Here is a 12,163-nt window from a genome sequence, read left to right as displayed (position 1 = left end):
CGGGCGAGCGAGGTCTACCGGTCGTCCGCTTCGTCGTCCCCGTCGTCCTCCTCGCCGTCGTCGTTCGCCTCCGTGGCCTCACTGCTCTCGTCGTCCTCGCTCTCGTCGCCGTCGACGGAAATCTGGACCGGCTCCGCGTCGCCGTCGGGCGACTCGCCGCCGAGCCGCCGGTCGAGGTTGAACACGGCGTTGAGTTCCCGCTGCACGTCGCCGACGACGCCCTGTACCAGTTCGCTCGGTGCGATCGCCTCGTACTCGTAGGGGTTGTTGCCGGCGCCGCTCGCCTCTCGCTTGTCGCGCTCGACGGTGCCCTCGTCGTGGAGGTCCGCGAGCGCCTCGCGGACCGTGCTCGGGTAGAGGCCGGTGCCGTCGGCGACCTCGTCACTGGTGCTGTTCGGGTTGTCGCGGAGGAAGACGTAGATCCGCGCGCGGGTCTCGGTGTCGAGCAGCCACGACAGGAGGTCGACGACGTTGTCGTCGAACCCCTTGACGGCCTTGTCCGCGCCCTCGCCGAGACGCTCCTTGGTCTTCCGGAGCTCCTCGCGAGTCCGCTCGGTCGGCGACTCGTCGGTGGCACCGCTCTCAGAGTCGCCGCCGTCAGCGGCGTCGAAAGCGGAATCGTCGTCGGGATCGTCCCTTGTCATACCGGAAACTGCGGTCCGCGCGCCCAAAAGGGTTTCTCGTCGTTTCGGTTCCGACGGAACGTCCCCGTCCTCTCACCTACGGCGACAACACGAGGTCCGCACAGAGCGCGTCGAGGCCGCCCGCCTCGCGGAGCCGTCGTTGGCGCCGCGTCCCGCTCTCGGCGTCGTACACGTCTCGGATCCCGTCGATCCCGAGGCGGTCGCACTCGTCGGCGACGACCTCGCCCAGCGAGACCGACTCCTCGCCGTCGCGGGCGATGAAGGAGGCGTCGTGGCCGTGCCGGATCGCTCGCCACTTGTTCTCGTCCAACAGCTCGCGGCGGAGCGTCGGCGGGGACTCGCCGTCCGCGTAGCGCTCGGCGTAGTCGACGACGAGGGCGTGGACGTACTCGACCATCGCGAGGGTGACCGCCGGGTCGCGCTGGGCGTCGGGCGCACGCACTTCGACCGTGCCGTGGCCGGTGTGGGGGCGCACGTCGAACCAGAGCTCGCCGCGGTCGTCGATGGAGCCCCGCTCGACCATCCGGCGCTCGAAAGCGTGGAAGGCGTCGAAGTCGTCGAACGCGGACGGAATCCCCGTGTTCGGGAGGTTCTCGAATATCTTCGCGCGGGCCGACGCGAGCCCGGTGTCGAAGCCGTTCCAGAACGGGGAGTTCGCCGAGAGGGCGAGCAGGATCGGACAGTGCCACCGAAGCCGGTTCGCGATCCACACCGCCTTGTCGGCGTCGTCGACGCCGACGTGGACGTGGAGGCCCGCCGTGGTGTTGCGGTGTTGCGGGTACTGGATCCGGTCCAACTGCGCCTGGTATCGCGGCTTCTCCGCGTGATCGAGCTCGCGCCACTTCGCGGCGGGGTGGAGCCCCGCGGCCGCGATCCGGTAGCCGTCGGCGGCGGCGTGGTCGACGAGCGCCTCCCGCACCGTCGAGAGGGCGTCGGCCGCGTTCGACGGGTCCTCGATAAGCTCCGTCTGCGCTTCGATGGTGCACTTGAACAGCTCGTGGTCGAACCCCTCCGGGACCTCCGCCGGGGGGTCGCGGCCGTAGACGAGATCGTCGGTCCCCGAGGTCGGGCGGCCGTCGGCATCGACGATGTAGAACTCCTCTTCGATGCCGAGCGTCCCCATCCGGGCGAACGCGTCCCGCGAACCGAGTTCCATTACCGCCCCGTACCGGCCGCGCGGTCTTATATGGATTGGAACCCGAAACGAGGCGCCGGTGTCGGGGATCGGGCGGGATCGACCCCGGCACGACCGCGCTCGACGGACTCGCCGACGCTTTTTCGGCTTTACTCCCCGCTCGCATCGCTGTTCAGCGTCGTCTCGCCCTCGGTACCGCCGCTGCTCGGGTTGTCCACGATGACGCCGTACTCGATGGTGTCGTAGGTGATCGTCGCCTCACTCCCACCCGAACTCCCGTCCCGCACATCGAGCGTGATGTTGATCGTGACTCGGGTGCCGGCCGCTTCGTCGTCACCGATCCCTTGGGGATAGAGCCCCGGCGAGAAGGAGCTGCTCGCGATACTCTGTTCAGCAAGGTTGACGGTTCCGGTCCCGCTCGCGTCAGTGAACGACGAGTCGCTGCCGGCGGTCACGTCGTCGACGTCGCTGTTCCCACTGCCGTCGGTGCCGAACTCGCTGCTACTGACCACGTCGACGGCGCTAGTTTTACTCGACTGGTTATTCCAGCTCGTTACGATCGTACCCGCATCGATCGATTGCCCGTCGGGGAGCAGGTCGTTCATCGCCTGCTCGTCGAGGCCCGCTTGGGTCGTCACGTCGACGTCGAGTTGGAAGTCGCTCACGCCGTTGGAGAAGTCGCTCCACTCGAACCCGATGTCCGGGGCGATCGTCACCGCCGTCACGTCCTGCTGATTGGAGTCGAGTTCCACCGTGGCCGCCGTGTCGACCTGCGTGGCCGCGGCGGCCGGCTGGGAGGCGTAGAGGATCGTTCCGCCGCCGATCGCGGTCCCGAAAACGGCACCGCTCCCGATCTTGAGCACTGTGCGCCGAAGCGTCCCTGAGGTGTCGTTTTGACTAGGCATAGTAATTCCGTGCCGGGGAGGGGCGGCCGCTCCGCCCCCACCGCCTGCTCCTCCTACCGGACACAGTACCGACGGCGGGGAAAGACCAGGACCTAACTGCCTCGGCGACCCGATTAGGCCGTCTGCCGTCACCCCGGAGCGACCGCTCTCAGGACTGCCCGTACCGATTGAATCGATCCGATCGGAACTGCTGAGACGCGGTGAGAAACGCTCTCTCTGTCTCTTTCGCACCCACCGAGACGCCGCCTCGAACTGGTCGACACTCCGGGTGCCGAGAAGCGCGCTCGGCGTCCCGTCGATTCACCCGGAAACGCGTCTACGCGATCGGGTTCCCAGAGTTCGTCCGCCGGAACGAGCGAAAAACGGACCGACCGGTTCGACGACGACAGTAAAAACGACGACGACAGCGAAAACGAGTCGGCGGCGCGCGGTTACGCGCCCGGTTCACCCCGCCCGATACCGTCCCCGTTCAGCCGAGGACGTACCGGAGCGCCGGGAACTTCTCGACGAGCGCCTGCCCGCCGACCTCGAACCGCTCGATGTAGGCGTCGAGGCCGAGGACGCGGCCCGCGCCGAACGCGGCGACCGTGAGGAACACGATCGCGTACACCAGCGTCGAGTCGAACAGCGCGAGCGCGTCGCCGCTCCACCCGCCGAGGTAGAACAGCGTCATCTGCATCGCGCCGCCGAGCGCGGCCAGCCGGACGAACGCCCCGGCGATGAGCGCGACACCGATGAGCACCTGCGTCACGGGTACGATCACGTTGACGATCTCCATCAGCGCCGCGTTCGACGCCATCGCGGCGTACAGCCCGCTGACCGGGCTCGCCGACCCGACGTTCGCGAGGTAGCCCGCGGCGTCGAACGGCCACTGCGAGACCTTTCCGAGACCGGCGAACAGGATCATCCCGCCGATGGTCGCCCGAAGCAGGACGATGAACAGCGCCGACAGCGAGTGCGCCTTCCCCAGGAGCGTGACGCCGCCGATCTCTCCGCCGAACTCGTTTGTGGTTTTCGTGGACATTGTGTCTCTCCTCACTTACGGATACGCCGTATGTATATATAAACCGGAAAGCGGGTTCCTCGCCGATGGGACGGATTCGTCCGGCTCCCCTCATCCGCGGGGAGTTCAAATACTCGTCCGGGTCTCCGGATCTCCACACCGAAGTTACTTTCCCGATCTGTACGTTGAACCACACAATGGCCACCTACGAGGCGTTTGACCGGGGCGTGGAGGTGAACGGTCAGACGGTACTGACGATCGTCGAGGAGGCGATGGGACGGTTCTCCGACGAGTATCGAGACCGGGCGCTCGACGCCCTCGCAGCCGAGGGTATCACCGATCCCGACCCCCAAGAGTGGTACCCGCAACAGACCTGGCTGAACGCGTTCGAGACGATCGCCGAGGAGCTCCAGCCGCACGTCCTCGATCGGCTCGGTGAACAGCTCCCCGCGGTCGCCGCGTGGCCGAAGGACTTCGACAGCGTTGCCGCCGGGCTCCGGTCGATCGACGAGGCCTACCAACGGAATCATCGCGGCGGCGACATCGGCTACTACGAGTTCGAACGAACAGAAGAGCGGGCCGGCGAACTCACAGAGGAACAAGGAGGAAGCCCACGGCTTCAGCCGTGGGAGGAATCCGACAATACTCGTCACGAACCACGAGCGATAGCAACCTGANTCACAGAGGAACAAGGAGGAAGCCCACGGCTTCAGCCGTGGGAGGAATCCGACAATACTCGTCACGAACCACGAGCGATAGCAACCTGACTCCTCACCACCAGCCGTAGAATTTATAAATAAATAGATCAAAATGTGAGATACAGATGGGGGATGTGATTCGGACCGTCAAAGTCAAACTCGACGTGCCCGGCGGGCGGTGCGACGACCTCCATCAGACGAACGATCAGTTTCTCCACTGTGCGAACACGACCGCGGAATGGGCGTGGAGACACCCGAACGAGTACTGTGTCACCTCGAAACAACAAGCCGAGAACGCGCTCTACGAACAACTCCGAGATGAGACGGAGTTGACGGCGAATCTCGTTCAGAAAGGGATTCGACGCGCCATCGAGGCCACGAAAAGCGGTGTNCTACGAACAACTCCGAGATGAGACGGAGTTGACGGCGAATCTCGTTCAGAAAGGGATTCGACGCGCCATCGAGGCCACGAAAAGCGGTGTCGCCCGACTCAAGAAAGGCGAGACCACTAGCCAACCACACTTCGACGCGTGGAGCGTCGTCTACGACAAGCGCAGCGCGACGTTCCACCGCGACCACGTGTCCCTTTCAACGGTGAACGGACGTGTCGAGTGTGAGTACGTGATTCCTGACGATCCCACGGGAACACCGATTGGTGAGTACCTGCTGAACGAGGACTACGAGTTCCGGATGTCCACGCTCCAGTACGACCGCTTGACCGACTCATTCAACCTCCACGCGCGAATGCGCCGCACCGAACACGACGAACACGAGCAGTCCACAGTTGCTTCTTCCGATGCCACGCACAGAACAGTCCTTGGCGTCGATCTGAACGTGGACGGCTCGCTCGCCGTGACGTCNGTCCACAGTTGCTTCTTCCGATGCCACGCACAGAACAGTCCTTGGCGTCGATCTGAACGTGGACGGCTCGCTCGCCGTGACGTCGACAGGCGCGTTCATCGGGAATGCCGACGAGATGAACCATCGACGCCGAGAGTTCGAGAAGACCCGCGGGTCGATGCAACAGGCGGGCACGCGGTCGGCACACCTGTCGATTCAGTCGATGGACGATCGAGAACACCGCTGGATACAGGACGAACTCCATCGCGCCTCGAACCAGATTCTCGACGAAGCTCGCGACCACGGCTGTACCCACGTCGCGTTCGAGAATTTGACAGATATTCGCGAGCGAATGGCTGGTGCGAAGCGATTCCACGCGTGGGCGTTCCGCCGTTTGTACGAGTACGTCGAATACAAAGCCGAAATGCTCGGTATCGAGGTCGAGCAGGTGAGTCCCGCGTACACGAGCCAGCGGTGTTCGAAGTGCGNTTGTACGAGTACGTCGAATACAAAGCCGAAATGCTCGGTATCGAGGTCGAGCAGGTGAGTCCCGCGTACACGAGCCAGCGGTGTTCGAAGTGCGGATTTACGCACGAGACGAACCGGCGATCGAAACACCAGTTCGTGTGTCAAAAGTGCGAGTACGAACTGAACGCGGACTACAACGCGAGCAAGAATATTGCTCGGAAACTTCTCAAACGTCTCCACTCGGGGCAGACGTCTTCGAGTGGAGGCGCACCCTGTCAGTGTGCGCTGACGTCAGGGACGCTGAACCTGAACGGCGGATTNCGTCTCCACTCGGGGCAGACGTCTTCGAGTGGAGGCGCACCCTGTCAGTGTGCGCTGACGTCAGGGACGCTGAACCTGAACGGCGGATTTACCGCCACCGTCGATTCGGCGGCAGAAGGGGAGTCCACTGACAAGCCCACGGCTTCAGTCGTGGGTCACTGACGTGTCACAACCCCTATCCCTGTCCGTTCGATCGCGGCCTCGTCCGCGGCGTCGCCAGGCGGTACGCCTCCGTCGACGCGTTCGTCTTCATCGAGGAAACGGGGGACGCCTGTCGTCGCGAGAGAGACGACACCTGCGAGTACACCGTCTACTGGTGACTACCGGTCACAGGGTTCGCTATCGGTCGTAGGATTCGAGGGCGTCCCGGAGCTCCGCGGCGGTGAACTCCGAGACGAGCGAGACGACCTCTTCGAGATCCTCGTACGTCGCTCGCAGTTCCTCGATCTGCTCCGTCTCGGGTTCGTTACCGTCGGGAAGTTGGGCCTGTGCGCGTTGGATCGTCCGCAGCGTCGTCTGAATCTCCCGCTGGACGTACTGTTGGAAGACATCCTGGAGGATGAACCAGATCTCACGCACGGCTGTGTAGCGAACGCGCCGTCCCCCGCCGTCAGAGGACCGGCGACGGACCATCCCGATCCGCGTCAACGTGCGGGTGACGTTGCTGATCGTCGACTTCGCGTAGCCTGTCTCGTCGACGAGATCCGGGATCGAGAGCGGCTCTTCGGAGAAGTACAACACGCCGTAGATGCGGCCCGCGCTCCGGCTGAGCCCGTAGACTTCCGCCGACTGCTCCATCGACTCGATGACGCGCTCGCGCGCGGCGGCGCGGTCTTCCTCACTCATGGCTCTCTGTCTTCCGCGCCGCGTGGTGGGCAGCCTGCCGTGTCATGTCTCCCTCGTGGACTCCGTAAGCATTAAATTGTTTGATTCGTTCATTCGGAGCGTACCGAACAAACTGAACCGTCCAGTCACGAGATCAGAACACTCCATGGCAAGCGCCTTCCCACACCAGCCTCCAGTCGACCACGCTCCCCGCGAACGAACGAGCGTCGTCGTCGATCGCGATGAATCTACCGACGTGCTCCAGGTCCTCTCCTCCGAGTCGGCACAAGAGATTCTGAGTACGCTCACGTCGGATCCCGGAACCGCGTCGGAGATCGCCAACTCGGTCGATCAGTCGGTACAGAACGTATCGTACCACCTCGATCGGCTCTGCGAAGCCGACCTCATCACGCCGACCAAGACGTGGTACTCCCAGAAGGGCCGGGAGATGACGGTGTACGCCCTCGCCACCGAACGACTCGTCGTCCAGTTCAGCGACAGCACCGATTGACATCCTCCCCGCGCTGAAGCGCGAGGCTTTCTCCTCGATTCTCCGTAATCGGCCGCACGTGCCTGTGCGGTGAATGACCGGCCACGAACGGACTTCGGCGGGCGCCGGATTACCACGCCTCGCCGCTCGCCAGGTCCACGTCGCCGTCGCCCTTCTCCGAGGGACACACGTCGGCGAGCACGCAGTCGCCGCAGTCCGGGTTGATCGCGGTACACGTCGCGCGGCCGTGATCGATCATGAGGTGCGTGAACTGTTGCCAGTCGCTCTCGGGAACGACCTCGAGCAGGTCCTGCTCTATCGACTCTGGGCGTTCCTCCTCCGTGATCCCGAGCCGGCGGGTGAGCCGTTGGACGTGGGTGTCGACGACGATTCCCTCCACCACGTCGTGGCCGTGTTGGAGCACGACGTTGGCGGTCTTGCGACCGACGCCCGCCAGATCGGTCAGCTCCGACATCGTGTCGGGCACCTCGCCGTCGTGTTTCTCGGCGATATCGGCGCACGCAGACCGGATGTACTTCGCCTTGTTGTTGTAGTAGGTGATCGAGTTGATCGCCTCCGCGAGCTCTTCTTGAGGCGCGTTCGCGTACTCTTCGGGCGTCTCGTACGTCTCGAACAGATCCGAACACACCTCGTTCACGCGCTCGTCGGTGCACTGCGCGGAGAGGATCACGGCGATGAGGAGCTCCAGCCGGTTCGAGTAGTTCAGCGAGATGGTCGAATCGGGGTACTCCTCGTACAGCCGGTCGAGGACCTCCTCGACCTGCTCCTCCCGTGGCTCCAGTGGCGTTCCCATGCCGATCCCTCCGCGCCGGCGCCATTGAACGATCCGGAAGCGGCGCGCCCTCCGCCCTGCCTCTCCGTTCCGAACCGGCAGATTCACGTCGACACCCCGACACGTCGAGACGTGTCCCGGTCCCGCGATCGGCGGCGGCGACGCCCGACGTACAGTCGTCGCCCTCAGGAGTTCTACTGGCTGTGGATCGCCGCGACGGCGACGTACGGCGTCGGCGACATCGTCTCGACGATCGCGTTCCTGGAATACGTCCCGACGATCGACGAGGCGAATCCGGTCGTCGCGCTCGCGCTCGACTCCTTCGGGCTCGGCGGGTTAGTCGTGTTGAAGATCGCCGTGTACCTGATCATGGTCTGGATCAGCGTCACCGGCGCCCGCGAGGGCGACGGACTCCTCTACTACTTCCCGCCCGTCCTGTTGACACTCGTCGGGACCTACCTCACCGCGAGCAACGTTCGGCTGCTGCTGCTCGCCTGAGGGCGGCCGGCGGCGGCCGGTCCCCCTATCGCTCGCTTCCGCCACCGACACCGGTTTGCGCCGGCGCGACCCACCGCTAGGCATGCTCTCGGACACCTCCGGCCTCCACCACGTGACGGGGATCGTCGGCGACCCCGGCGCACACGCCGCGTTCTACGCAGAGACTCTCGGCCTCCGGCTGCTGCGCCGGACCGTGAACTACGAGGACTCGCTCCAGTACCACCTCTACTTCGGCGACGCGACGGGCTCGCCCGGCTCCGTGTTCACCGTCTTCCCGGACCCGCACGGCGACCCCGGGCGCTCCGGCAAACCCGGGTACGCCGCCGTCGCCTTCGCGGTCCCGCCCGGCTCGCTCGGCTACTGGCACGAGCGGCTGGCCGACCGTGGGGTCGCGGTCGAAGAGGTCCCCGCCTCCGACCGCTTCGGCGACAGCGCGCTCTCCGCCTCCGACCCCTCCGGGACCCGAGTCGAACTGGTCGAAAGCGGCGGTGACGGCGACCCGTGGATCGGCGGCGCCGAGGGGACCGCGGCCGACTCGGGCGACGCCACCGCGGCCGACCCGGCTCTCGAGTCGGATCCGGTTCCCGAGTCGGCCGCGATCCGCGGGCTGTACGGCGTCACCGCGCTCCCGACAGACCCGTACGGCACCGCGAGCGTGCTCGACACGCTCGGCTTCGAGTACGAGGCGGAGGCCGGCGACCGGATCCGGTACCGCGCGCCGGGCGACCGCGCAACCGTCGTCGACCTCCTCGACCGGGACGCGCCGTACCTCCGCGAGGGGCCGGGCGCGCTCCACCACGCGGCCGTGCGCGTTCCCGACCGCGAGGCGCTGCTGGAGTGGCACGACCTGTTCCGCGACCGCGGCTACGACGTGTCGCGGGTGAAGGACCGCCACTTCTTCCACTCGCTGTACGTCCGCGGTCCGGGCGGGCTCCTCGTCGAGCTCGCGACGGAGGCCCCGACGCCCGACGGCCCGCAGACCCCCGGACTCGCGGACCCCGACGCGACCGGCCACGCGACGGAGCTGTACCTCCCGCCGCGGTTCGAAGAGGACCGCGAGCTGATCGAGAGCCAGCTCCCCGCCTTCGAGCTCGGAGGCGGAGCCGACGCGAACGCCGGGGGAGACGCCGAGCGATGACGCGGAAGCTCTCGGGCGTCGAGGGGGCGCACGCGGACGCCACCCTGGAGACTGCCGGCGCCCCGGCCGCGGCCGCGGAGGTCGCGGTCGTGCTCGTCCACGGCCGCGGCGGGACGGCCGAGGGGCTGCTCCGCCTCGCCGACGAGTTCTACCGGCCGGGCACGGCGCTTTTCGCCCCGCAGGCGGTCCGCTCGAACTGGTTCCCGGCGGGCCACGACGCGCCGATCGCCGCCAACGAGCCGGCGCTGACCTCGGCGGTCGACTGCGTCGCGGCGGCCGTCGACGCCGCCGGCGATATCGGGATCTCGTCCGAGCGCGTCGTGCTCGTCGGCGTCTCGCAGGGCGGCGCGGTCGTGAGCGAGTACCTCCGGCGTCGCCCGCGGCGGTACGGCGGCGCGTTCGTCGCCTCCGCGGCGCTTCCGGGCGAGCACCCGACGGAGCGATCGGTCGAGACTGAAGCGGAGAACGGTGACCTCGCGGGCACGCCCGTCGCGCTCGACAGCGGCGAGGACGACCCCTACGTCCCGGTCGAACGCGTCCGCGCGACCGCGGAGGTGTTCCGTCGGGCCGGCGTCGCGGTCGACCTCCGGATCGACGAGGGCGACGGTCACGGCCTCTCGGACGCGACGATGGCGCGTATCGGCGACCGGATCGCGTCGCTGATCGAGGGCGACGGCAACGGCGGCGACCCCTCGGACGGCGAGTGAGACCGGTTCGCAAACCCGAACGTGTTCGCGACGCGGCTCATCCCCCTCGGGGAGCGAGTAGCGGTCGATGACCGAACTAGATGTCAGACGGCTCCCGCCGAGCGAGCGACACGACCGGATCCACGAGGCGTTCGCCGAACTGGACCCCGGCGAGACGCTCACCGTCGTCAACGACCACGAGCCGACGCCGCTCTACCACGAGATGGCGGCGGAGACGCCCGCGTTCGACGCGGACGGCTACGCGGTCGAGCGCGAGGAGGCGTCCCGGTTCGTCGCCGAGTTCCCGAAGGTCGACCCCGAGTCGGGCGCGGAGAAGGTCCGGCTCGCCGACCTCGACGGCGAGCCGCACGCGGCGGCGTTCCCGGGGCGCGAGCCGAAGACCGTCCGGCTGTCGCTGGACGCCGAGCAGAGCGTCCCCGAGCACACCCACCCCGACCGGACCGTCCTCTTCCACGCGCTGACGGGCGCGTTCGACGTTCGCCTCGACGGCGAGGAACACGCGGTCGAGGCCGGCGAGATCGTCCGGTTCGACGGCGAGACGGCGGTCGAGCCGACCGCGACCGAGGACGGCACCGCGCTCGTGGTGTTGGCGCCGAACCCGGACGAGTGAGGCGGGGACGACGCTCGGAGCCGCCGTCGGCGTTTTATATGCCGCCGTCGAATCCGACCCATGGAGACGACCCGCCAGCGCATCGCCGACCGCCTCCGCGAGGGGCCGGCGACCGCGAGCGATCTCGGGGAAACGCTGTCGCTGCCGACGCCCGTCGTGTACGACCACGTGGAGCACGTCTCGCGGTCGATCGCGGACGACGGCACTGACGCGGAACTGCTGGTCGCGCCGCCCGAGTGCCGCGACTGCGGCTTCGACGGCTTCGACGACCCGATCAACGAGCCCTCGCGGTGCCCGGAGTGCAAGAGCGAGCGGATCGAGGAGCCGGCGTTCGTGATTCGATAGGGCCGTTCTCTCTGACTTACAGCTCCTCGAGCAGCGTTTCCGCCGCGTCGGCCGACGATCCCGGCCCGCGCGCGGTGATCAGGTCGCCGTCGACCGTGACGCTCGTGTCGGCGTCGAGCTCGGCGTCCCAATCGGCGCCCGCGAGGACGACCTCGTCTTCCACCCAGTACGGGAGCTTCCGGCCGTCGGGCATCACGTCGTCGTCGTCGACGATGTCCGCCTCCCACGCGTTCGGGAAGCCGGTGACGGAGCGTCCCTCGACCAGGGGCGTCCCGTCGGCCTCGCGCGTGAACGCCAAGATTCCGACCGCGTGGCAGACGACCAAGGCGACGCCCGCCTCGCCCGCGACCGCGTCGAGCAGGAGCTGGCGCGCGTGCCGGTCCTGGTTCACGTCCCAGACGGTGCCGTGGCCGCCGGGGAACACGACCGCGTCGTAGCCGTCGGCCGCGACCTGTGCGATCGGCTCCGGATCGTTCAGTCCCGGGTGCTCCTCGTCGACCTCGCGGAGCTCCGCGACCCGTTCTTCGCCCCCCGCGGCGTCCGGGTCGAGCGACCGCTCGTCGACGACCGGCGGCGATCCGGAGGGCGTCGCGACCGTCACGTCGACCCCCTCGGCTTCGAGCGTCGTCAGCGGCTCGATACACTCCTCGGCCCAGTACCCCTCTTCGCTCACGACGAACAGCGCGTCAGTCATGTGTGCCTCCCCGTTGACGCGCTCGACGGAAAAGGCGCCCGCGCCCGGA

Annotated in this window: 14 protein-coding genes and 1 pseudogene; 8 read left to right on the top strand and 7 right to left on the bottom strand. The window is 67.0% G+C overall.

From position 1 onward, the window contains the following. Positions 1-14: 14 nt before the first annotated feature. The 4 genes from C471_RS15065 to C471_RS15050 form a co-directional block, all read right to left on the bottom strand. On the bottom strand, positions 15-644 hold the full coding sequence (locus C471_RS15065) for a winged helix-turn-helix domain-containing protein (RefSeq protein ID WP_004050457.1): 630 nt from the start codon (positions 642-644) through the stop codon (positions 15-17). A gap of 76 nt (positions 645-720) precedes the next feature. Further along, a complete protein-coding gene (locus C471_RS15060) occupies positions 721-1,800 on the bottom strand; it encodes a glutamate--cysteine ligase (protein ID WP_004050455.1) in 1,080 nt (359 codons plus the stop codon). Between the two features lie 128 nt (positions 1,801-1,928). Then, entirely contained in the window at positions 1,929-2,684 is a 756-nt protein-coding gene (locus C471_RS15055) for a hypothetical protein (protein ID WP_152421917.1), read from the bottom strand. A gap of 469 nt (positions 2,685-3,153) precedes the next feature. Next, positions 3,154-3,708 carry a DoxX family protein gene (locus C471_RS15050; protein ID WP_004050450.1) on the bottom strand — a complete coding sequence of 185 codons (555 nt, stop codon included), beginning with the start codon at positions 3,706-3,708 and terminating at the stop codon, positions 3,154-3,156. Between the two features lie 176 nt (positions 3,709-3,884). On the opposite strand from C471_RS15050, the gene C471_RS15045 reads away from it, so the two are divergent. Then, entirely contained in the window at positions 3,885-4,364 is a 480-nt protein-coding gene (locus tag C471_RS15045; RefSeq protein ID WP_004050448.1) for a hypothetical protein, read from the top strand. A gap of 146 nt (positions 4,365-4,510) precedes the next feature. After that, positions 4,511-6,176: pseudogene (locus C471_RS15040) on the top strand (RNA-guided endonuclease InsQ/TnpB family protein). 177 nt (positions 6,177-6,353) lie between these two features. Here C471_RS15040 and C471_RS15035 read toward each other — a convergent pair. Further along, positions 6,354-6,860 (bottom strand): GbsR/MarR family transcriptional regulator, encoded by a 507-nt coding sequence (locus tag C471_RS15035; protein WP_004050446.1) that lies wholly within the window; start codon positions 6,858-6,860, stop codon positions 6,354-6,356. Between the two features lie 145 nt (positions 6,861-7,005). Between C471_RS15035 and C471_RS15030 the strand changes: the two genes are divergently transcribed. Then, positions 7,006-7,350 (top strand): ArsR/SmtB family transcription factor, encoded by a 345-nt coding sequence (locus C471_RS15030; protein ID WP_049909468.1) that lies wholly within the window; start codon positions 7,006-7,008, stop codon positions 7,348-7,350. A 109-nt stretch (positions 7,351-7,459) separates the two neighbouring features. Here the strand turns inward: C471_RS15030 and nth are convergent, their stop codons facing one another. Further along, positions 7,460-8,143 (bottom strand): endonuclease III, encoded by a 684-nt coding sequence (gene nth / locus C471_RS15025; protein ID WP_004050442.1) that lies wholly within the window; start codon positions 8,141-8,143, stop codon positions 7,460-7,462. 111 nt (positions 8,144-8,254) lie between these two features. On the opposite strand from nth, the gene C471_RS15020 reads away from it, so the two are divergent. The 5 genes from C471_RS15020 (at position 8,255) to C471_RS15000 (ending at position 11,420) form a co-directional block, all read left to right on the top strand. After that, the gene (locus C471_RS15020) at positions 8,255-8,620 is read left to right on the top strand and encodes a hypothetical protein (protein WP_049909466.1); all 366 of its coding nucleotides are present in this window, start codon (positions 8,255-8,257) and stop codon (positions 8,618-8,620) included. Positions 8,621-8,702: 82 nt separating this feature from the next. Beyond that, positions 8,703-9,758 carry a VOC family protein gene (locus tag C471_RS15015; protein WP_004050439.1) on the top strand — a complete coding sequence of 352 codons (1,056 nt, stop codon included), beginning with the start codon at positions 8,703-8,705 and terminating at the stop codon, positions 9,756-9,758. Then, positions 9,755-10,465, top strand: a complete 711-nt coding sequence (locus C471_RS15010; protein WP_004050437.1) for an alpha/beta hydrolase — start codon at positions 9,755-9,757, stop codon at positions 10,463-10,465. The genes C471_RS15015 and C471_RS15010 overlap by 4 nt, the downstream gene beginning before the upstream one ends. Positions 10,466-10,532: 67 nt before the next feature. Further along, complete coding sequence (locus C471_RS15005) at positions 10,533-11,075, top strand: DUF2249 domain-containing protein (RefSeq protein WP_004050435.1); 543 nt, start codon at positions 10,533-10,535, stop codon at positions 11,073-11,075. A 60-nt stretch (positions 11,076-11,135) separates the two neighbouring features. Continuing rightward, positions 11,136-11,420, top strand: a complete 285-nt coding sequence (locus C471_RS15000) for a transcriptional regulator (RefSeq protein ID WP_004050433.1) — start codon at positions 11,136-11,138, stop codon at positions 11,418-11,420. A 16-nt stretch (positions 11,421-11,436) separates the two neighbouring features. Here the strand turns inward: C471_RS15000 and C471_RS14995 are convergent, their stop codons facing one another. Next, positions 11,437-12,114 carry a type 1 glutamine amidotransferase domain-containing protein gene (locus tag C471_RS14995; protein WP_004050431.1) on the bottom strand — a complete coding sequence of 226 codons (678 nt, stop codon included), beginning with the start codon at positions 12,112-12,114 and terminating at the stop codon, positions 11,437-11,439. Between the last annotated feature and the right edge of the window lie 49 nt (positions 12,115-12,163).

Origin of the sequence: Halorubrum saccharovorum DSM 1137 (assembly GCF_000337915.1) — an archaeon.
GTDB lineage: Archaea > Halobacteriota > Halobacteria > Halobacteriales > Haloferacaceae > Halorubrum > Halorubrum saccharovorum.
The sequence above is the reverse complement of the archived record's forward strand: the minus strand, read 5'-3'. Positions and strand labels throughout refer to the sequence as shown.